Source organism: Wenyingzhuangia sp. 2_MG-2023 (genome assembly GCF_030548295.1).
Taxonomy (GTDB): Bacteria; Bacteroidota; Bacteroidia; order Flavobacteriales; family Flavobacteriaceae; genus Wenyingzhuangia.
This window is the reverse complement of record NZ_JAUOSB010000002.1, coordinates 375,403-397,410: the sequence shown is the minus strand read 5'-3', so window position 1 is coordinate 397,410 and position 22,008 is coordinate 375,403. Positions and strand designations below refer to the sequence as shown.

Genomic DNA, 22,008 nt, shown 5'->3' with positions numbered 1-22,008 from the left:
ATTTATAGAATGATCAAATTTCTTAAATCCCATTTTTCTTACTCAAAAAGTCAGAGAAATGGGATTTTTGTTTTAATTCTATTGGTAGTTTTACTCCAAGGATTTGTTTTTTATGTCAAGTTTGAGACAGAAGATGGGTATGTTTTAGATTCTGTTTCTATGCAAATGCAAGTAAAATTAGATAGTCTAGAGAATGCTGCATCTAGTCCTAATATTATATATCCTTTCAATCCTAATTATATTTCAGATTACAAAGCTTATCAGTTTGGAATGTCTGTAAATGAAATTGATCGATTGTTTGCGTATCGAAAAAAAGGAAAGTATGTGAATTCAGTCAAAGAATTTAAAGACATCACTCAAGTTTCAGATTCGTTGTTAAAAGTAATGAGTCCTTATTTTAAGTTTCCAGACTGGGTGAACAAGTCTAATAAACAGCCTAAGAAAACTTTTGTGGCTCCTAAAAAAGTCATTGTAAAAGACATCAACACTGCTACTGAAGAAGAGTTGGTTAAAATTTATGGAATTGGCCAGAAAAGAGCTCAGACAATATTAGGTTACAGAACAAGGCTAGGAGGTTTTACCTATGATCGTCAAATAGACGAAGTTTGGGGATTGACTCCCGAAGTATTGATAAATCTAAAAAAAGAATTTCAAGTTCTTTCCAAACCTGTGATTGTTAAAATTGACATAAATCAGGCAACGGTAAATGATCTAAAAAGTATAATTTATATAAATTACAAACAAGCCAAATCTATCATAGAATATAGAAGAGAAGTTGCAGAAATTCAGAACTTAGCCGAATTAAAGACAATAACAGATTTTCCAGTGGACAAATATGATTTAATAAGTTTATATTTGCACGCTCAATAAAACCAACTAAAACTTTTTTTTGAATGAATTTCGAGACGAATGAAACCCAAAAAATGATTGCAGAATCGATTAGAGATTTTGCGAAAATTCACATAGCACCTAATGTTTACAAATGGGATGAGTCTCAAGAGTTTCCAGTTCCTTTATTTAAAAAATTGGGAGAGATGGGGTTTATGGGAGTTTTGGTGCCTGAAACTTATGGTGGATCAGGTTTGACCTATCACGAATACATTACAGTAATTGAAGAAGTTTCAAAAGTAGATCCAGCAATTGGTTTGTCAGTAGCTGCGCATAATTCACTATGTACAGGACATATTTTGCAATTTGCCAATGAAAATCAAAAACAAAAGTGGTTGCCTAAATTGGCTTCTGGTGAATGGATTGGTGCTTGGGGATTGACAGAGCACAACACCGGTTCTGATGCTGGTGGAATGAGTACAACTGCTGTTTTGGATGGAGAGTATTATGTGTTGAATGGAGCAAAAAATTTTATTACACACGCAATTAGTGGAGATATTGCAGTGGTTATTGCCAGAACAGGAGAAAAAGGAGATTCTCACGGAATGACTGCTTTTGTAATAGAAAAAGGAACTCCTGGATTTAGTTCTGGTAAAAAAGAAGATAAATTAGGAATGAGAGCTTCAGAAACTGCGGAGTTAGTTTTTGACAATTGTAGAGTGTCTAAAGAAAATGTTCTAGGAGAGGTAGGAGATGGTTTTATACAGTCGATGAAAATATTAGACGGAGGAAGAATTTCCATAGCGGCTTTGTCTTTAGGTATTGCAAAAGGAGCTTACGAGGCAGCCTTAAAGTATTCTAAAGAAAGAGTACAGTTTGGAAAACCCATTTCATCTTTTCAAGGTGTTTCTTTCAAATTGGCAGATATGGCAACTGAAATTGAAGCATCTGAGTTGTTAACACACAAAGCAGCAGCAAAAAAAGAGTTGGGAGAAAAAATGACCACGATTGGTGCTATGGCAAAAATGTTTGCCTCAGAAACTTGTGTGAAAGTTGCGAATGAAGCCGTTCAAATTCATGGAGGTTACGGTTATACAAAAGATTATCCGGTAGAGAAATTTTTCAGAGATAGTAAATTATGTACCATTGGAGAAGGGACAACTGAGATTCAGAAAGTTGTAATTTCTAGAAACATTTTAAAAGATTAGTTTTATTAGGAATTTAAACTATCTTTGCAGTCCAAAAAATAGATTTAAAAACACTTAAAATATATTACGACAATGAAGGGAGGTGCTATAGTATGTTAATCATTCCAATTAAAGACGGAGAGAACATTGATAGAGCTTTAAAACGTTTCAAAAGAAAATTTGATCGTACAAAGACAATGAGAACTTTACGTGAACGTCAACAGTTTAATAAACCATCTGTTGTTAATCGTAAACAAAGAATTAAAGCGGCTTATGTTCAACGCATGAGAACAAACGCTGAACAAGCGTAATTTTTTGAATAAGTTTATTTTAAGACCCTGTGAATTTTCACAGGGTTTTTTTGTACCTTCAAATCAACGATAGAAAGAATTATTATGGAGTTGTTGGATAAGTTTATGGATTATTTGTTAATGGAGAGAAATTACTCACCACATACCATTACTGCTTACAAAAAAGATATTCAAGATTTTTTTAATTTTTCAAAAGAAACTTCTGGGGTTGTGTCTGAAGCTGAAATAGCTTACACGCATGTTAGAATGTGGGTTGTATCGCTTAATCAAGATGAAATCAGTAACAGGTCTATCAATAGGAAAATAACCGCTCTAAAGTCGTTTTATGCATTCTTGCAAAAAATAGAAGCAGTGAAAGAAAATCCGATTGCCAAGCAAAAAAACTTAAAAACGCAAAAAAAAGTAATCATTCCTTTCTCTGAAAAAGAAATTGGAGAAGTTTTTTTGATAGAAAATGACGATTTGTGTGATTTTGATAAGGTTCGTAATCGAGCGTTGATTCATTTATTTTATGCAACAGGGATTCGTCAGGCAGAATTGATGGATTTAAAAATATTTGATGTCGATTTAAAACAACAAACAATTAAAGTATTAGGGAAAAGAAATAAAGAAAGAATAGTGCCTGTTTATGAAGAGGTTGTAGAGGATTTAAAGAGGTATTTAGAAGATAGAGGGAGTATTGGCACGAATTTAGATTATTTTTTTGTTACTAAAAAGGGAGGAAAAATGTATGGTGCTCTTGTGTATCGAATTATTAATTCATATTTTAGTAAGGTTTCCACCAAGCAAAAAAAAAGTCCCCACGTTTTAAGACATTCTTACGCAACGGATTTGGTAAACAATGGAGCGGATTTGAATTCTGTCAAGGAACTGCTAGGGCATTCCAGTTTGGCTGCAACTCAAGTTTATACCCATAATAGTTTGGAAAAGTTAAAGAAAGTTTATAATCAGGCACACCCTAGAAGTGCTCAAAAAAAGAAAAACATATGAAAGTAATTGTACAGTCAGTAAATTTTACAGCAGACAAGGATTTGGTAGAATTTGTAAACAAGAAGGTAGAAGGTCTAGAGAAATTTCATGATAAAATTGTAGATGGAGAAGTGTTTTTAAAGGTGCAACAGACAAGTGAGAAAGAAAATAAAGTATCAGAATTAAAGCTGAACATTCCCAATCATGATTTGATGGTGAAAAAAGAGTCTAAGACGTTTGAAGAAGGGATTAGTTTGTGTGTAGACTCAATGAAAAGGCAGTTAATGAAGATTAAAGAAAAGGAAAGAGAGCTACAACAATAAAAAAAAATAAAATATTGCTCAAAATTTTTGGAAGATATCTAAAACTTTATAAATTTGCAGTCCGTTAAGATAGCGGGCTGCTTTTTTGTGGAAACTATCTTGAAAAAATAAAAGCCGATATAGCTCAGCTGGCTAGAGCAGCTGATTTGTAATCAGCAGGTCGTAGGTTCGAGTCCTATTATCGGCTCAAAAAAAAGAAAGTCGTTCTTTTACATTTTAAGGTAAGGTGGGATACTCAAGTGGCCAACGAGGGCGGACTGTAAATCCGCTGACTATGTCTTCGAAGGTTCGAATCCTTCTCCCACCACAAAAAGGTTTTGTGAAATAAAATCTTTCTAATTGAAATAAATTAGTAAAACGCGAAAGTAGCTCAGTTGGTAGAGCGTCAGCCTTCCAAGCTGAATGTCGCCGGTTCGAACCCGGTCTTTCGCTCGAAAGTTTTGTTAAGCCGGTGTAGCTCAGTCGGTAGAGCGCATCCTTGGTAGGGATGAGGTCACCGGTTCAAATCCGGTCATTGGCTCAAAAGAATAAAAAGGTTTAAAATAAACACTAATATATATAACTAAGAATTAAATTTAATAATCATGGCAAAGGAAACATTTGACCGTTCGAAACCGCACTTAAACATCGGTACAATCGGACACGTTGACCACGGTAAAACTACTTTAACAGCTGCTATTACTACAGTATTAGCGAATGCTGGTTTGTCTGAATTGAGATCTTTCGACTCTATCGATAACGCTCCAGAAGAAAAGGAAAGAGGTATTACAATTAACACTTCTCACGTAGAGTATTCTACAGCTAACCGTCATTATGCTCACGTTGACTGTCCAGGTCACGCGGATTACGTAAAGAACATGGTAACTGGTGCTGCTCAAATGGATGGTGCGATTTTAGTAGTTGCTGCTACTGATGGACCAATGCCACAAACTCGTGAACATATCTTATTAGGACGTCAGGTAGGTATTCCACGTATCGTTGTTTTCTTAAACAAAGTTGACATGGTAGATGATGAGGAGTTATTAGAGTTGGTTGACATGGAAGTTCGTGAATTATTATCTTTCTACGACTATGATGGTGATAACACTCCAGTAATCCAAGGATCTGCTTTAGGAGGGTTAAACAATGAGCCTAAGTGGGTTGATTCTATTATGGAATTAATGGCTGCTGTTGATGAGTGGATTCAAGAGCCAGTTCGTGAGGTTGAGAAAGATTTCTTAATGCCTATCGAAGATGTATTCTCTATTACAGGTCGTGGTACTGTTGCTACAGGACGTATTGAGACTGGAATAGCTAACACTGGAGATTCTGTTGATATTATTGGTATGGGAGCTGAAAAATTAGTTTCTACTATTACTGGAGTTGAAATGTTCCGTAAGATATTAGATAGAGGTGAAGCTGGAGATAACGTAGGTATCTTATTAAGAGGTATTGCAAAAGAAGATATCAAAAGAGGAATGGTAATCTGTAAGCCAGGTTCTGTAACTCCACACGATAAATTCAAAGCTGAGGTTTATATCTTGAAAAAAGAAGAAGGTGGACGTCACACTCCATTCCACAACAACTACCGTCCACAGTTTTACGTACGTACAACTGATGTAACAGGAACTATTAACTTACCTGATGGAGTTGAAATGGTAATGCCAGGAGATAACTTAACTATTACTGTTGATTTACACTCTCCAATCGCAATGAACATTGGATTACGTTTTGCAATCCGTGAAGGAGGTAGAACAGTAGGTGCTGGTCAGGTAACTGAAATCTTATAGTCTAAGATATATTTATATAAAGGGGCTTAGCTTTAAAATTAAGCTCCTTATTTACGGGCGTAGCTCAGTTGGTAGAGCACTGGTCTCCAAAACCAGGTGTCGGGAGTTCGAGTCTCTCCGCCCGTGCATTCAAAAAGGAATTATATAATTATATAGTTCCTTTTTTTTACCAAACAAAATTAAAAAAAGAGTTAATCTTATTCATGTGTTGAATAATTTTATATCTTTGCACCACTTTTTAAGAAAATAAAATGAATATTATTAATTACATAAAATCGTCATTCTCAGAATTAAAGGATGAAATGACTTGGGTGTCAAAAGAAGAAGCTCAGAAATCTACTGTCGTAGTAGCGGTTTTTACCATAATTTTTGCGATAGCGGTTTTTCTAGTAGATCAAGGATTTCAAAAAGCACTAGAAGGTTTTTTTAATATTTTAAAGTAAAAGTGAATTATGGCTGATTCTGTAAAGAAATGGTATGTAGTAAGGGCTATAGGTGGTCAAGAGAATAAAGTAAAGTCTTACATAGAGCATGATATTGCTAGACTAGGCTTATCTGACTACGTAGAACAAGTATTGGTGCCAACAGAAAAAGTTGTTCAAGTGCGTAATGGAAAAAAATCTACAAGAGAACGTGTTTATTTTCCAGGTTATGTAATGGTAGAAGCAAATTTAACGGGAGAAGTTCCTCACGTTATCAAAGCTGTTACAGGAGTTATAGGTTTTCTAGGGGAAACAAAAGGAGGAGATCCTGTTCCTATGAGACAAAGTGAAATCAATAGAATGTTAGGTAAAGTTGATGAGTTGACTGTAGAAACAGAAAACAACATTGCAATACCATATTCAGTTGGTGAAACAGTAAAAGTAATTGATGGACCGTTCAATGGATTTGACGGGGTGATTGAAGAAATTCATGAAGAGAAGAGAAAGCTTGAAGTAATGGTGAAGATCTTTGGTAGAAAAACACCATTGGAATTGAACTATATGCAAGTTGATAAAATATCATAAATAACAAGAATGTTACAAATTGATTTTGTGTTTGCTTCCAACAATTATACACAAGGTTTAATTTAATTTTATATTAAAAATGGCAAAAGAAGTAAGTAAGATTGTAAAGTTACAGGTAAAAGGAGGGCAAGCTAACCCTTCACCACCAGTAGGTCCTGCTTTAGGTGCTGCCGGAGTTAACATTATGGAGTTCTGTAAGCAGTTTAATGCTAGAACCCAAGACAAACAAGGGAAAGTTTTACCGGTTGCAATTACTGTATACTCGGATAAATCTTTTGAGTTTGTTGTTAAAACTCCTCCAGCTGCAGTTCAGATTTTAGAAGCTGCAAAGTTAAAAGGAGGATCTGGAGAACCTAACCGTAAAAAGGTAGCAAGTATTTCTTGGGATCAGGTTAAGGTAATCGCAGAGGACAAAATGCCAGACTTAAATGCATTTACTGTAGAGTCTGCAATGAGAATGATCGCAGGTACTGCTAGATCTATGGGTGTAACGGTAAGCGGAGACGCTCCATTTTAATCGATAAACAATAATAACATGGCAAAATTAACAAAAAAGCATAAAGAAGCTCTAGCTAAGATTGACAGTTCTAAAGTTTATTCTTTGAATGAAGCATCTACTTTAGTAAAAGACATCACATCAGCTAATTTTGATGCATCGGTTGACCTTGCTTTGCGTTTAGGAGTTGATCCTAGAAAAGCAAATCAAATGGTACGTGGAGTAGTAACATTACCTCATGGAACAGGAAAAGATGTAAAAGTATTAGCGTTGGTTACTCCAGATAAAGAAGCTGAGGCTACAGAAGCAGGAGCAGACTACGTTGGATTGGATGAGTATTTAGCAAAAATAAAAGCAGGATGGACAGACGTTGATGTAATCATCACAATGCCTTCTGTAATGGGGAAATTAGGTCCTTTAGGACGTATTTTAGGTCCAAGAGGTTTGATGCCAAACCCTAAGACTGGTACAGTTACTATGGATGTTAAGAAAGCGGTAGCAGAAGTAAAAGCTGGTAAAATTGACTTTAAAGTTGATAAAACAGGTATTGTTCATGCTGCAATCGGAAAAGTATCTTTTGATGCTGAAAAATTATCCGAAAACGCTAACGAATTAATTCAAACTATTATTAAGTTAAAGCCAACTGCGGCAAAAGGAACTTATATAAAGAGTGCTTTTATTTCTAGTACTCAGTCTCCTTCAGTTCAGTTAGATACTAAATCGCTTTAATTAGCTGTTAAAACTCACAAACAATGACAAGAGAAGAAAAATTTCAAGTAATTGAAGATTTAACAAGCCAATTAGAGAATAATGGAGTAATCTATATTGCTGATATATCAGGATTAGATGCAGCTACAACTTCTAACTTAAGAAGAGCTTGTTTTAAAGCAGATATCAAATTATCTGTTGTAAAAAATACTTTGCTTGAAAAAGCAATGGAGAAGTCTGACAAAGACTTTGGAGATTTACCAACAATTTTAAAAGGAAATACATCTGTATTGTACTCTGAAATTGGAAATGCTCCAGCAAAATTAATTAAAGAATTTCGTAAGAAAGCTGAGAAGCCTATTTTGAAAGGTGCTTATGTAGAACAAGCAGTTTATATTGGTGATGACCAATTAGATTCACTTGTTAGCATTAAATCTAAAGAAGAGGTTATTGGTGACATCATTACGTTGTTACAATCTCCTGCTAAAAATGTTATTTCAGCATTGCAGTCAGGTGGTCAAAAATTATCTGGAATTGTTAAGACTTTGTCTGAACGTCCAGAATAAGCTACGCGCACAAATAAATTAATATACAAAATTACAAATCAAACGAAAATGGCAGAATTAAAAGATTTCGCAGAACAATTAGTTAACTTAACAGTTAAAGAAGTAAACGAATTAGCAACTATATTAAAAGAAGAGTACGGTATTGAGCCTGCTGCTGCTGCTGTAGCTGTTGCTGCTGGTGGAGGTGCTGGAGCTGAAGCTGTTGAAGAGCAAACTGAATTTGATGTTATCTTAAAAGAAGCAGGTGCTTCTAAATTAAAAGTTGTTAAAGCTGTTAAAGAATTAACAGGTTTAGGATTGAAAGAAGCTAAAGAATTAGTTGATGGTACTCCATCTGCAATCAAAGAAGGAATTTCAAAAGAAGAAGCTGAAGGAATCAAAGCTTCTTTAGAAGAAGTTGGAGCTGTAGTTGAGTTGAAATAATAATTTCACTACAAAACCTTATCGGTTTAGGTCTTTCTCAGTAGAGAAAGACCTAAACCATTTTTTGCGTTTAAATATTTCGTTATTTACGCACCTCTCTCAAAAATGCTATAAAAGAGAATAGAATTATTAATTCACCTAAATTTTTTCACCTTTGGCAACGAAAAATAATACAAGAGTTAACTTTGCTTCAGCCAAACTAAGTACAGAATATCCGGACTTTTTAGATATTCAGATAAAATCTTTCCAAGATTTTTTCCAGTTGAAAACTAAGGCTGACGAACGAAGCAATGAAGGTTTGTATAAAACTTTCATGGATAATTTTCCAATTACTGACACAAGAAACAACTTTGTGTTAGAATTTTTAGACTACTTTGTGGATCCACCAAGATACTCTATTGAAGAGTGTATTGAGCGTGGTTTGACTTATAGTTTACCATTAAAGGCTAGATTGAAATTGTACTGTACAGATCCTGAACATGAGGATTTTGAAACAATTGTACAGGATGTGTATTTAGGTACAGTTCCTTACATGACAAGTTCTGGTACCTTTATCATCAACGGTGCTGAGCGTGTTATCGTTTCTCAGTTACACCGTTCTCCAGGGGTTTTCTTTGGACAGTCTTTTCATGCAAACGGTACAAAATTATATTCAGCAAGAGTAATTCCTTTCAAAGGTTCTTGGATTGAATTTGCTACCGATATCAATCAAGTAATGTATGCTTATATTGATAGAAAGAAAAAATTACCTGTTACTACTTTATTCCGTGCGATTGGATTTGAAAGAGATAAAGACATTTTAGAAATTTTTAACCTTGCAGAAGAAGTTAAAGTTTCTAAGTCTGGATTAAAGAAAGTATTAGGACGTAAATTAGCAGCTCGTGTCTTAAGAACTTGGTTCGAAGATTTCGTAGATGAGGATACTGGAGAAGTTGTCTCTATCGAACGTAACGAGATTGTTTTTGATCGTGATACTATTTTAGATAAAGAACATATTGATGAAATTGTTGATACAGGTGTAAAAACAATTTTATTACATAAAGAAGATAATGATAGTGGAGATTATGCAATCATCCACAACACATTACAAAAGGATCCTACCAACTCTGAAAAAGAAGCAGTAGAGCATATCTATAGACAATTGCGTAATGCTGAGCCGCCAGATGAGGAAACTGCAAGAGGAATTATTGATAAATTATTTTTCTCTGAGCAACGTTACAACCTAGGTGAAGTAGGACGTTTTAGAATGAACAAAAAGTTAGGATTGAACGAATCTTTGGATGAGAAAGTTTTAACTAAAAATGATATTATCACTATTATCAAGAACTTAATTGAGTTGGTTAACTCAAAAGCAGAAATTGATGATATTGACCACTTATCTAACAGGCGTGTACGTACAGTAGGAGAACAATTAGCAGCTCAATTTGGAGTAGGATTGTCTCGTATGGCTCGTACTATTAGAGAAAGAATGAACGTTCGTGATAACGAAGTGTTTACACCGATTGACTTGATTAACGCGAAGACTTTATCTTCTGTAATTAATTCTTTCTTTGGAACTAACCAGTTGTCTCAGTTCATGGATCAAACAAACCCGTTAGCAGAGATTACACACAAACGTAGATTATCCGCTTTAGGACCTGGAGGTTTATCTAGAGAAAGAGCAGGATTTGAGGTTCGAGATGTACACTATACGCACTACGGCCGTTTGTGTCCTATTGAAACTCCAGAGGGTCCAAACATTGGATTGATTTCATCTTTAGCAGTATATGCAAAAGTGAACAATTTAGGGTTTATTGAAACAGCATATCATAAAGTAGATAACGGAAAAGTTAACATAGTTGATGTTCCTACTTATTTAAGTGCTGAGGAAGAAGAAGGAATGAAGTTTGCACAATCAAACATTGATATCGCAGATGACGGACAAATCAATTTAGAAAAAGTAATTGCTCGTGAAGAGGCTGATTATCCAGTTGTAACTCCACAAGATATCGATTACATGGATGTATCTCCAAACCAGATTGCATCTATTTCAGCTTCATTGATTCCTTTCTTGGAACATGATGATGCCAACCGTGCATTGATGGGATCTAACATGATGCGTCAGGCAGTACCTTTGTTACGTCCAGAAGCTCCTATTGTAGGAACAGGATTGGAGCGTAGAGTTGCTAAAGATTCAAGAATCTTAATCAACGCACAAGGAGTAGGTGAGGTTATTTATGTTGATGCAAATAGAATAACAATTCGTTACGAAAGAACTGAGGAAGAAGCTTCTGTAAGTTTTGATTCTAACGAAATTAGTTACAACCTAATTAAATTTAGAAAAACCAACCAAGGAACTTCTATCAACTTAAAACCAATTGTTAAAGTTGGTGATGTTGTTGAAGAAGGACAAGTTTTGTGTGAAGGTTATGCTACGCAAAAAGGTGAATTGGCCTTAGGACGTAACATGAAAGTTGCCTTTATGCCTTGGCAAGGATACAACTTTGAGGATGCGATTGTGATTTCTGAAAAAGTGGTAAGAGAAGATATTTTTACTTCTATTCACATTGATGAATATTCATTAGAAGTAAGAGATACAAAGTTAGGTGCAGAAGAATTAACCAATGACATTCCAAACGTTTCTGAAGAAGCTACTAAAGATTTGGATGAAAATGGTATGATTCGTATTGGAGCAGAGGTAAAACCTGGAGATATCTTAATTGGTAAGATTACACCAAAAGGAGAATCTGATCCAACACCAGAAGAAAAATTATTACGTGCTATTTTTGGAGACAAAGCTGGAGATGTAAAAGATGCTTCTTTAAAAGCTTCACCTTCATTAAGAGGAGTTGTAATTGGTAAAAAACTGTTTAAGAAAGCAGTTAAAGATAAATCAAAGCGAGTAAGAGATAAAGAGCAAATTGAAGCTTTAGAGGCACAATTTACACATGATTTTGAATCGTTGAAAGATACTTTGATCGACAAGTTATTTACGTTGATTTCTGGAAAAACATCTCAAGGAGTACAAAACGATTTGGGTGAAGAAGTTTTTCCTAAAGGTAAAAAGTATACGTTAAAAATGTTAAACTCTGTTACAGACTTTACACATTTAACAAAAGGTTCTTGGACTACTGATGATCAAATTAATGAATTAGTTGCAGAATTGATTCACAATTATAAAATCAAAGTTAGTGATTTACAAGGATCATTGAGACGTAAGAAATTCTCAATCACTATTGGAGATGAATTGCCAGCAGGTGTGTTAAAATTAGCAAAAATTTACATTGCTAAAAAACGTAAGTTAAAAGTTGGGGATAAAATGGCGGGTCGTCACGGTAACAAAGGTATTGTTGCACGTATCGTACGTCAAGAAGAAATGCCTTTCTTAGAAGACGGAACACCAGTTGATATTATTTTGAATCCATTAGGGGTACCTTCTCGTATGAACATTGGACAGATTTATGAAACGGTATTAGGATGGGCAGGACAAAAATTAGGTCAAACATACGCAACACCAATTTTTGATGGTGCTAAGTTAGATCAAATAAATGCCTTGACAGACGAAGCAGCGATTCCAAGATTTGGACATACTTACTTATATGATGGAGGAACAGGAGAACGTTTTGATCAACCTGCAACAGTAGGAGTGATTTATATGATTAAGTTAGGTCACATGATTGATGATAAGATGCACGCTCGTTCTATTGGACCATACTCATTAATTACACAACAGCCATTAGGAGGTAAAGCTCAATTTGGAGGTCAGCGTTTTGGAGAGATGGAAGTATGGGCATTAGAAGCCTATGGAGCATCTAGTATCTTACGTGAAATTTTAACAGTAAAATCTGATGATGTTATTGGTAGAGCCAAAACTTATGAGGCAATCGTAAAAGGAGAACCAATGCCAGAACCAGGTTTACCAGAATCTTTTAACGTATTAATGCACGAATTGAAAGGTTTAGGATTAGACGTAAGATTAGAAGAATAACTAAAGTATTAAGTAAAGAGTACAAAGTAAAGGGCATTAAAAACTTAATACTTTGTACTTAGTACTAAAGACTAAAAAAGAAATCATGGCAAGAAATAACGATAAAAACCCTACACAAAAGAAATTTGAAAAAATTTCTATTGGTTTGGCATCACCAGAGTCTATTTTAGAGGCTTCTCATGGTGAAGTTTTAAAACCAGAAACAATCAATTACCGTACACACAAACCAGAAAGGGACGGTTTGTTTTGTGAGCGTATCTTTGGACCTATTAAAGATTATGAATGTGCCTGTGGAAAATACAAAAGAATCCGTTATAAAGGAATCGTTTGTGATAGATGTGGTGTTGAAGTAACCGAAAAGAAAGTACGTAGAGATAGAGTTGGACACATCAATTTGGTTGTGCCAATTGCTCATATATGGTATTTTAGATCATTGCCTAACAAAATGGGATACCTTTTAGGTTTGCCATCTAAAAAGTTAGACATGATTATTTACTACGAAAGATACGTAGTAATTCAACCAGGTAATGCAACTCAACTAGACGGAACTCCATTACAAAAAATGGACTTCTTAACAGAAGAGGAGTATTTAGATATTTTAGAAACAGTGCCGTTGGAGAATAGATATTTGGACGATGAAGATCCAAATAAATTTATTGCGAAAATGGGAGCTGAGTGTTTGATTGAATTGTTAGACCGTATCGATTTAGATGCGTTGTCTTACGAATTGAGACACAAAGCAAACACAGAAACTTCTAAACAACGTAAAACAGAGGCTTTAAAGCGTTTGAATGTTGTTGAGGCTTTCCGTGAATCACAACAAAATAGAGATAACAATCCGTCTTGGATGATCTTAAAGGCTATACCTGTAATTCCACCAGAATTACGTCCATTGGTGCCTTTAGATGGAGGACGTTTTGCTACTTCTGATTTGAATGATTTGTACCGTAGAGTAATTATCCGTAACAACCGTTTAAAGCGTTTGGTAGAAATTCAGGCTCCTGAAGTAATCTTACGTAACGAAAAGCGTATGTTGCAAGAATCTGTAGATTCATTATTTGACAACACTCGTAAATCATCAGCAGTAAAAACAGAATCTAACAGACCATTAAAGTCTTTATCAGATTCATTAAAAGGTAAGCAAGGACGTTTCCGTCAAAACTTACTAGGTAAGCGTGTGGATTATTCTGCTCGTTCGGTAATTGTTGTAGGACCTACTTTGAAATTATCAGAGTGTGGTATTCCTAAAGACATGGCTGCGGAATTGTACAAACCATTTATCATTCGTAAGTTGATTGAGCGTGGTGTTGTAAAAACAGTAAAATCTGCTAAGAAAATAATAGACAAAAAAGAACCTGTAGTTTGGGATATTTTGGAAAATGTAATTAAAGGACACCCTGTTTTATTAAACCGTGCTCCTACATTACACCGTTTGGGAATTCAAGCATTCCAACCTAAGTTGATTGAAGGAAAAGCAATTCAGTTACACCCATTAGTATGTTCGGCATTTAACGCCGATTTTGATGGGGATCAGATGGCAGTTCACTTGCCATTAGGACCTGAAGCTATTTTGGAAGCTCAAATGTTATTGTTAGGTTCTCACTCTATCTTAAACCCTGCAAACGGTGCTCCTATTACAGTACCATCTCAGGATATGGTATTGGGTCTGTACTACATGACCAAATTGAGAGTTACTGATGAAACGTATAAGGTAAAAGGTCAAGGATTGACGTTCTATTCTCCAGAAGAAGTTACAATTGCTTTTAATGAAAAAGCAGTTGATTTGAATGCTGGAATTAAAGTTAGAACACAAGATGTTGATGAAAATGGAAATCAAGTAACAAAAATTATTGAAACTACTGTAGGTAGAGTTTTGTTTAATGAACATGTACCACCAGCAGCAGGATATATAAATGATATCTTAACTAAGAAATCTTTACGTGGAATTATTGCAAAAGTTTTAAAAACTACCGATATTCCTACAACAGGTGAGTTCTTAGATAATATTAAAAACATGGGGTTCAAGTTTGCCTTTAGAGGTGGATTGTCATTCTCATTAGGGGATATTATTATTCCTGAAGAGAAAAAAGCCATGATTGCTGATGCAAATGCTGAAGTTGATGTGATTATCCAAAACTATAACATGGGTATGTTAACGAATAAAGAACGTTACAACCAGGTGATTGATATTTGGGGATCTACAAACAACCAATTGACAGAATTGTCTATGAAACGTTTGAGAGAAGATCAACAAGGATTTAACTCAGTGTTTATGATGCTTGATTCTGGAGCCCGTGGTTCTAAAGAACAAATACGTCAGTTAACAGGTATGCGTGGATTGATGGCGAAGCCTAAAAAATCTACATCATCAGGAGGAGAGATTATTGAAAACCCGATTTTATCTAACTTTAAGGAAGGGTTATCAATTTTAGAGTACTTTATCTCTACGCACGGTGCCCGTAAAGGTTTGGCCGATACGGCTTTGAAAACTGCCGATGCTGGATATTTGACACGTCGTTTGGTGGATGTTGCACAAGATGTAATTATCAACGAATTTGATTGTGGTACTTTAAGAGGATTGGAAGTTTCTCCATTAAAGAAAAATGATGAAATTGTTGAATCTTTAAGCGAGCGTATCGTTGGTCGTGTTACTTTACACGATGTTAAGGATCCTATAAAACATGAAGTTCTTGTTTCTGCTGGATCAGTAATTTCTGATGAATTGGCTGAAATTATTGAAGCTTCTGGATTGGATACTGTTGAAGTTCGTTCTGCATTGACTTGTGAATCTAAGAGAGGAATATGTGCTAAGTGTTACGGACAATCAATGTCTACACGTAACATGGTTCAGATTGGAGAATCTGTAGGAGTTATTGCAGCACAATCTGTTGGAGAGCCTGGTACACAGTTAACATTGCGTACTTTCCACGTTGGAGGGGTTGCGGGTAACTTCTCAGAAGATAACAAATTGACTGCTAAATTTAGTGGTAAGTTGGTTATTGATGATTTGGTAACTGTACCTGGTAAAAATCCACAAGGAGAATCAGTAGAGATTGTAATATCTCGTACTGCAGAAGCCAAAATTATAGATGATAAGATTGGAACAGTGTTAAGTAACACTGTAATTCCTTACGGATCGTATATTTTTGTAAATGGTCAAAATACTATTGATAAAGGAGTTGCAATCTGTCAGTGGGATCCATTTAACGGTGTAATTGTATCTGAATTTGGAGGTAAAGTTGTCTTTGAAGATTTAGCACAGGGTGTTAACTACTCTGTAGAAATTGATGAGCAAACAGGTTTCCAAGAAAAAGTAATTATTGAATCTAAGAACAAAACTAAGATTCCTGCATTATTAATTCAAGATGCTGATGGTAATACCTTACGTTCTTACTCTTTACCTTTAGGTGCTCACTTAATGGTTGATAACGGAGAAGCAATTGAAACGGGTAAAACATTGGTTAAGATTCCTCGTAAGTCTGGTAAGGCAGGGGATATTACTGGAGGTTTACCACGTGTAACAGAATTGTTTGAAGCACGTAACCCATCTAACCCAGCTGTAGTAGCTGAAACTGATGGAGTGGTAAGTTTTGGTAAAATCAAACGTGGTAACCGTGAGATTATTGTTGAATCTAAGTTTGGGGACATTAAGAAATACTTAATCAAACTTTCTAACCAAATATTGGTACAAGAAAATGATTATGTAAAAGCAGGTATGGCTTTGTCTGATGGTTCCGTAACTCCAGAAGATATCTTAAGAATTCAAGGACCTTCAAAAGTTCAAGAATACATTGTAAATGAAATTCAAGAGGTATATCGTTTACAAGGGGTAAGAATTAACGATAAGCATTATGAGGTGATTGTTCGTCAAATGATGCGTAAAGTTAGAATTATTGATTCTGGTGATACTCTTTTCTTAGAGAATTCATTAGTACATAAGAATGACTTTATAGAGAAAAATGATGAGATTTATGGAATGAAAGTAGTTGAGGATGCTGGTGCATCTGATAGCTTTAAACCAGGTCAAATTGTTACTTCTCGTCAATTGAGAGACGAAAATTCTAAATTGAAACGTGAAGATAAAGCAGAAGTAGTAGCAAGAGATGCGAGACCAGCAACGGCTGAGCAAATTTTACAAGGTATTACAAGAGCTTCTTTACAGACAAAATCATTTATCTCTGCAGCATCGTTCCAGGAAACTACGAAAGTGTTGAATGAAGCAGCTGTTAATGGTAAGATTGATTACTTAGAAGGATTGAAAGAAAATGTTATTGTTGGTAAGAAAATTCCTGCTGGTACAGGTATGAGAATCTACAATAATATGATTGTTGGTCCTAAAGAGGAAATAGAAAAAAGCTTTGAAGAGTAATCTTTGACTTTTTATAAATATAAAATCAGCTTCTATTTTTTAGAAGCTGATTTTTTTTGCCTTAAAATTAATAGTATTTTAGAACTCTAGATAAATTAAAATAGCATTATGCAAGAATCAAAAAAGGAAGACGGAAGTATCAATATAGAATTGAGTCCAGAAATAGCAGAAGGAACGTATTCAAACTTAGCCATTATCAATCATTCAAATTCTGAGTTTGTTGTGGATTTTGTGAATATCATGCCAGGAGTACCTAAAGCAAAAGTAAAGTCAAGAATTGTATTGACTCCACAACACGCTAAAAGGTTGGCTCAGGCATTGATTGACAATATCAAACGTTTTGAAGCTCAAGTAGGTGAGATAAAAGAGTTTGAGCAGCAAGATTTTCCAATTAATTTTGGCCCTGTTGGTGAAGCTTAAACATTATTATATTCTCCTTTTGATTTTTTTCAGTTGTGGAAAAGGATCTGCACAAAATACAATAGAAACTATTGGAGATGTGGCTTTGTATGCTTCTCCAGCAATAGTTTTAAGTGTTTCTTTAATAGAAAAAGACAAGAAAGGATTGATAATTTATGCCAAAGGAGCAGCGTTAAATGCAGCTGTTACTTTAGTATTAAAAGAGATTGTAAAAAAGGAAAGACCTAACGGAGAGGATTTTAAATCTTTTCCATCGGGGCATACTTCAGGAACTTTTCAGGGAGCTGCTTTTCTGCAAAAAAGATACGGTTGGAAGTACGGAATACCTGCTTATGCTTTGGCAACTTACACGGGTTTTAGCAGAATACATGCTAAAAAACATTTTGTAGAAGATGTTGCTGTAGGTGCTGTAATAGGAATACTTTCTTCTTCTATTTTTACAAAAAAGAAATTAATACCCAATAGCACTTTTTATTTTGATAAGAAAGGGAAAGATTTTTACCTAAGTTATAGTTATCAGTTTTGAAAGGAATTTTTTTAATAATCAAAGAGATTCTGTGGCAAACTCATAAAAGTAAGATACACAGGATTCAGATACAGATTAATTAAGTACAGGGTTAGAACATTTATACTTCAATAAAATTTAATTTTACCCATAAAAAAACCTGTCTGAGATTTATTCAGACAGGTTTTTTATCAGATTTAAAGTTTAGTAAATTAATTAACCAATACTTTCTCAGTAACCAAAGTGTTGTTGCTTTTTACAATAACGATGTAAAGACCAACAGCTAATTTACCATTTTCAACTTTTTGCCCAACTACATTGTAGATGGTTGTAATTTCACCTGTATTAGTAGTCACAGTTCCGTTAGATGCTGTTAACACCAATCCAGGGATTTTGTTGTCTTTGATAGATAAAGTAGCACCAATCCAAGCACCTGGGTCAAAAATACCATCTGTAGTATCTACAGGAGCATTAGAGTGACTTGTACATCCAGAAATATCATTATCAGCTTTAATATTCCAGTTGGCTTCATTCCATATACCTGAGTTTCCAAAAGAAACACTAGAAATTCTTTCCGCCCTACCATTTTCAAATTCATGACAAGTACCAGTACCATCTTCTCCAGGAATTCCAAAAATATCTAAAACATTAGAAGAAGCGTCTACCAATTGAATTTGATCGTCTCCATTACTATCTGCGGGACCACCAGTACTTATATCTTGGTGAGGTGCAAAACCATAAGCAGTTTCAAAACTAGTAGCATTTGCAGCTACTATATAAAAACCTCCAGCTTCAATAGTCCCAGTTAATGGCACATTGGAAGTAGTTGCAGCATTACCGTTTGTATATCTCTCTAAAGCATAACCTGTGCTTAGGTCTACATCAGCTGTTCCAGCGTTGTACAATTCAAGGTATCTAGCAGTATCGTTGTTGTTAGGGTCTGCAATTTCAGTAATAAAAATAAGGCTAGGAGGCAAATCACTAGCTGTAATATTAATTGTATGTTCAGCTATGTTTCCAAGTTTAGCAGAAGTTCCTCCAGAAACATTTTCTAAGTTTAAAACAATAGTTTCTTCAGCTTCTTGAATCTCATCATCGGTAATAGTGAAAGTAAAACACTGATTGGTACTACTTCCTGCAGGAAAAGTAATTGATTGAGGAAAAGTTACAGTAGAATAATCTGTTCCATTAACAGCTGTACTTGTTACGTTTAAATTCAAATCAACAGTTGTAGCATTGGTGTCGTTAGGGTTGGTAATAGAAATACAAACATCTATAGTTCCGATATTTTCTGAAACACTAGTGGATGAAGTAAAGAAAGAAACTGAAGTTGTTGTATCTGCATCCGGGCTTCCAATCCAAGTACCAGGGTCATAAATACCATCTGTAGTGTTTACTGGAGCATTAGAGTGACTTGTACATCCAGAAACATTTGAATCAGCTCTTACATTCCAATTTGCTTCGTTCCAAGTTCCATTATTTCCAGAAGTAACGCTTGCAATTCTTTCTGCTCTACCATCTTCAAATTCGTGGCAAGTACCAGTACCATCTTCTCCAGGAACTCCAAAAATATCTATAACATTTGATGAAGAATCAATCAATTGAATTTGATCGTCTCCGTTACTATCTGCAGGTCCACCAGTACCTATTGCTTGGTCAGGAGCAAAGCCATAAGCATTTTCAAATTCTGTAGCGTTTGCTGCTACCAAATAAAAACCACCAGCTTTAATAATTCCTGTTAATGGTACATTAGAAGTAGTTGCAGCATTATCGTTTGTATATCGCTCTAAAGCATAACCCGTGCTTAGATCTACATCAGATGCTCCAGCGTTGTACAATTCAAAATATCTAGCAGTAATGTTGTCATTAGGATCTGCAATCTCAGTAATAAAAATTTGTCCAAAAGACAAAGTGGTCACTAATAAAGTGATAAAAAGAGTAATTTTTTTCATGCGGTTGTCATTTTATGATTCGTTGCAAGTTTTGAAAAATATACCCTTATAGGGTTGAGTTAATGTTATGAATTTTAAAGAGCTAGGTTAATATTTAAAGTCTAATCTTAAGTAATTATTAAAACCAATCAACATGTTAAACATATGTATGCGTAAAATGTTGTTTATGTACTTTAGTTGGTTTTTGAATAGCGACTTAGGTCTTAAATAAATCTACAGTTTATTGTTGTGCTTAGTTGAGTGATAAATTGATTAGAAAAACAAATTTTGTACTCCTTTTACAGTTGTGATATGATTTCTAAGAGTAGGATTTGTAGTACAATCTAGCGTTAATGTTCTCGGTGGAGCATAATTATAGTAAAGACTTCCTTTAAAATAAGCATTTTTTATTATTTTCTGAACATGTTAAATAGGGGGAAATACACTTTTTCTCCCCACATTGAACAACAAAATTACGAATGATATAAGTATCAAAAATACCAGGTTTCAAACCCAATTTTCAACAACTATTTAGAAAGAAAAAATTGTAGCGTTTTCTACTCTACTTTTAATGAACAGAGTTGTTCGTTTATTCTTTAATTTTAAAATGGCACATCATCATCTTGATCAGGAGCTACAGGAGCATCAAAAGCATCAGAAGGAGATATACTTCCAGAAATTTCGTTAAAAGTATTCATAGAAGACTCCAATTGACCTCCATAATCTTCTTCCAAATCCGAGAATTTAGCCAAATGACCTGTAAATTTCAAACGGATGTTGTCCAATCCACCGTTACGGTGTTTGGCTACTATAAATTCACCTTGTCCTTCACAAGGAGTATGATCATCGTCATCCCACTCAGTCATTCCGTAATACTCTGGACGGAAAATAAACGATACAATATCGGCATCTTGCTCTATCGCTCCAGATTCACGTAAATCAGATAACAAAGGTCGTTTGCTACCTCCACGTGTTTCTACAGAACGAGATAGCTGAGATAAGGCAATAACAGGAATATTCAATTCTTTTGCCAAAGCTTTTAGGTTACGAGAAATCATAGAAATTTCTTGTTCACGGTTACCTCCAGCAGCGCTTCCTGCAGTCATCAACTGCAAGTAGTCAATCACAATAATTTGGATGTCGTGTTGCGATTTTAATCTTCGTGCTTTTGCACGCAAATCAAAAATGGACAATGAGGGAGTATCATCAATAAAAATAGGAGCTTCTGTTAAGTTTTTTACCTTAATGTTTAGCTGTTCCCATTCATGCGGTTCTAAAGTTCCTTTTCTCAGTTTTTCAGAAGACAATCCTGTTTCCGAAGAAATCATACGGGTAATCAACTGTACAGAAGACATCTCCAGAGAGAATACGGCAACTCCGTGGTTAAAATCTATTGCCATGTTTTTAGCCATAGAAATTACAAAGGCTGTTTTTCCCATACCAGGACGAGCTGCAATAATAATCAAATCAGAAGGTTGCCAACCTGATGTTAAAGCATCTAGTTTGGTAAATCCAGTTTGCAAACCAGACATTCCTTCTTTACCACCCATTTCTTCAATTTTTTTAAGAGCTTGTCTTACCAAAGAATCAGATTTTTCAGAACTTTTTTTCAGGTTTCCTTGTGTAACTTCAAAAAATTTGGTTTCGGCCATGTCTAACAAATCAAACACGTCTGAAGTTTCATCGTAAGCATTTTCAATAATTTCACTACTGATGCTAATAAGCTGTCTCTGTATGTATTTTTGTAAAATAATACGAGCATGGAATTCAATATGTGCCGAAGAAGAAACTTTTTGAGTCAGCCCAATCAAGTAAAAATCACCACCTACAAAATTCAATTTTCCATCTTTTTTTAATTGATTGGAAACTGTTAATAAGTCAATAGGTTCTGAGTTTTGAAACAAGGTATAAATAGCTTGATAAATGGCTTGATGCTGTTCTTTGTAAAAAGCATCAGGATGCAAAATATCAATTACTGCATCAATTCCTTTTTTATCAATCATCATAGCACCTAACGAAGCTTCTTCCATATCCACTGCTTGTGGGGGGATTTTTCCGTGTGCTAAGTTGACCACTTTACTCTTGTCAACTTTGTTATTGGTGTATTTTTTCGTCTGTTCCATGGGGAGAGCAAATTTAGTTGATATTCTGATTTTTCAACTAAAAATCTAAAATTAATTTCTTGACAAAATCTGTTGATAACTTTTATATTGTTAATAACTGTTTTTA

18 protein-coding genes and 5 tRNA genes are annotated in these 22,008 nt (G+C 34.9%); 21 read left to right on the top strand and 2 right to left on the bottom strand.

Going from position 1 to position 22,008, the window contains the following annotated elements:
- Positions 1 to 9 precede the first annotated feature (9 nt).
- The 21 genes from Q4548_RS05230 to Q4548_RS05130 all read left to right on the top strand — a co-directional run bounded on the left by Q4548_RS05230 (position 10) and on the right by Q4548_RS05130 (position 17,869).
- Entirely contained in the window at positions 10 to 870 is an 861-nt protein-coding gene (locus tag Q4548_RS05230) for a helix-hairpin-helix domain-containing protein (protein ID WP_303452256.1), read from the top strand.
- A gap of 23 nt (positions 871 to 893) precedes the next feature.
- Positions 894 to 2,036: an acyl-CoA dehydrogenase family protein gene (locus Q4548_RS05225; RefSeq protein WP_303452254.1), complete on the top strand. Its 1,143-nt coding sequence runs from the start codon at positions 894 to 896 to the stop codon at positions 2,034 to 2,036.
- 92 nt (positions 2,037 to 2,128) lie between these two features.
- Positions 2,129 to 2,326 (top strand): 30S ribosomal protein S21, encoded by a 198-nt coding sequence (gene rpsU, locus Q4548_RS05220; RefSeq protein WP_303452252.1) that lies wholly within the window; start codon positions 2,129 to 2,131, stop codon positions 2,324 to 2,326.
- A gap of 84 nt (positions 2,327 to 2,410) precedes the next feature.
- Complete coding sequence (locus Q4548_RS05215) at positions 2,411 to 3,316, top strand: tyrosine-type recombinase/integrase (protein WP_303452250.1); 906 nt, start codon at positions 2,411 to 2,413, stop codon at positions 3,314 to 3,316.
- Entirely contained in the window at positions 3,313 to 3,618 is a 306-nt protein-coding gene (hpf, locus tag Q4548_RS05210; RefSeq protein ID WP_303452247.1) for a ribosome hibernation-promoting factor, HPF/YfiA family, read from the top strand. Before Q4548_RS05215 ends, hpf begins: the two co-directional genes overlap by 4 nt.
- A 113-nt stretch (positions 3,619 to 3,731) precedes the next feature.
- Positions 3,732 to 3,805: transfer RNA gene (locus Q4548_RS05205), tRNA-Thr, on the top strand.
- Between the two features lie 38 nt (positions 3,806 to 3,843).
- Positions 3,844 to 3,925, top strand: a tRNA-Tyr gene (locus Q4548_RS05200).
- A 52-nt stretch (positions 3,926 to 3,977) separates the two neighbouring features.
- A tRNA-Gly gene (locus Q4548_RS05195) sits at positions 3,978 to 4,050 on the top strand.
- A gap of 15 nt (positions 4,051 to 4,065) precedes the next feature.
- Positions 4,066 to 4,138: transfer RNA gene (locus tag Q4548_RS05190), tRNA-Thr, on the top strand.
- A gap of 64 nt (positions 4,139 to 4,202) precedes the next feature.
- Positions 4,203 to 5,387, top strand: coding sequence for an elongation factor Tu (tuf, locus tag Q4548_RS05185; RefSeq protein ID WP_303452245.1), 1,185 nt, complete (start codon positions 4,203 to 4,205; stop codon positions 5,385 to 5,387).
- Positions 5,388 to 5,440: 53 nt separating this feature from the next.
- Positions 5,441 to 5,513, top strand: a tRNA-Trp gene (locus tag Q4548_RS05180).
- Between the two features lie 125 nt (positions 5,514 to 5,638).
- Positions 5,639 to 5,830 (top strand): preprotein translocase subunit SecE, encoded by a 192-nt coding sequence (gene secE / locus Q4548_RS05175; protein ID WP_303452243.1) that lies wholly within the window; start codon positions 5,639 to 5,641, stop codon positions 5,828 to 5,830.
- Between the two features lie 9 nt (positions 5,831 to 5,839).
- Complete coding sequence (gene nusG / locus Q4548_RS05170) at positions 5,840 to 6,394, top strand: transcription termination/antitermination protein NusG (RefSeq protein WP_303452241.1); 555 nt, start codon at positions 5,840 to 5,842, stop codon at positions 6,392 to 6,394.
- Positions 6,395 to 6,473: 79 nt separating this feature from the next.
- Positions 6,474 to 6,911 carry a 50S ribosomal protein L11 gene (gene rplK / locus Q4548_RS05165; RefSeq protein WP_303452240.1) on the top strand — a complete coding sequence of 146 codons (438 nt, stop codon included), beginning with the start codon at positions 6,474 to 6,476 and terminating at the stop codon, positions 6,909 to 6,911.
- Between the two features lie 18 nt (positions 6,912 to 6,929).
- Positions 6,930 to 7,619, top strand: a complete 690-nt coding sequence (gene rplA, locus Q4548_RS05160) for a 50S ribosomal protein L1 (RefSeq protein WP_303452238.1) — start codon at positions 6,930 to 6,932, stop codon at positions 7,617 to 7,619.
- A 23-nt stretch (positions 7,620 to 7,642) separates the two neighbouring features.
- Positions 7,643 to 8,164: a 50S ribosomal protein L10 gene (gene rplJ, locus Q4548_RS05155; RefSeq protein ID WP_303452236.1), complete on the top strand. Its 522-nt coding sequence runs from the start codon at positions 7,643 to 7,645 to the stop codon at positions 8,162 to 8,164.
- 48 nt (positions 8,165 to 8,212) lie between these two features.
- Positions 8,213 to 8,587 carry a 50S ribosomal protein L7/L12 gene (gene rplL / locus Q4548_RS05150; protein WP_303452234.1) on the top strand — a complete coding sequence of 125 codons (375 nt, stop codon included), beginning with the start codon at positions 8,213 to 8,215 and terminating at the stop codon, positions 8,585 to 8,587.
- Between the two features lie 154 nt (positions 8,588 to 8,741).
- A complete protein-coding gene (gene rpoB, locus Q4548_RS05145) occupies positions 8,742 to 12,554 on the top strand; it encodes a DNA-directed RNA polymerase subunit beta (RefSeq protein WP_303452233.1) in 3,813 nt (1,270 codons plus the stop codon).
- Positions 12,555 to 12,639: 85 nt separating this feature from the next.
- On the top strand, positions 12,640 to 16,923 hold the full coding sequence (gene rpoC / locus Q4548_RS05140; protein WP_303452231.1) for a DNA-directed RNA polymerase subunit beta': 4,284 nt from the start codon (positions 12,640 to 12,642) through the stop codon (positions 16,921 to 16,923).
- A 108-nt stretch (positions 16,924 to 17,031) separates the two neighbouring features.
- A complete protein-coding gene (locus Q4548_RS05135; RefSeq protein WP_303452229.1) occupies positions 17,032 to 17,343 on the top strand; it encodes a DUF3467 domain-containing protein in 312 nt (103 codons plus the stop codon).
- A 19-nt stretch (positions 17,344 to 17,362) separates the two neighbouring features.
- Positions 17,363 to 17,869, top strand: a complete 507-nt coding sequence (locus Q4548_RS05130; protein WP_303452227.1) for a phosphatase PAP2 family protein — start codon at positions 17,363 to 17,365, stop codon at positions 17,867 to 17,869.
- 191 nt (positions 17,870 to 18,060) lie between these two features.
- On the opposite strand, the gene Q4548_RS05125 is transcribed toward Q4548_RS05130, so the two are convergent.
- Together Q4548_RS05125 and dnaB are read right to left on the bottom strand one after the other, a co-directional pair.
- Positions 18,061 to 19,800 carry a lamin tail domain-containing protein gene (locus tag Q4548_RS05125; protein WP_303452225.1) on the bottom strand — a complete coding sequence of 580 codons (1,740 nt, stop codon included), beginning with the start codon at positions 19,798 to 19,800 and terminating at the stop codon, positions 18,061 to 18,063.
- A 581-nt stretch (positions 19,801 to 20,381) separates the two neighbouring features.
- On the bottom strand, positions 20,382 to 21,902 hold the full coding sequence (gene dnaB / locus Q4548_RS05120) for a replicative DNA helicase (protein ID WP_303452224.1): 1,521 nt from the start codon (positions 21,900 to 21,902) through the stop codon (positions 20,382 to 20,384).
- Between the last annotated feature and the right edge of the window lie 106 nt (positions 21,903 to 22,008).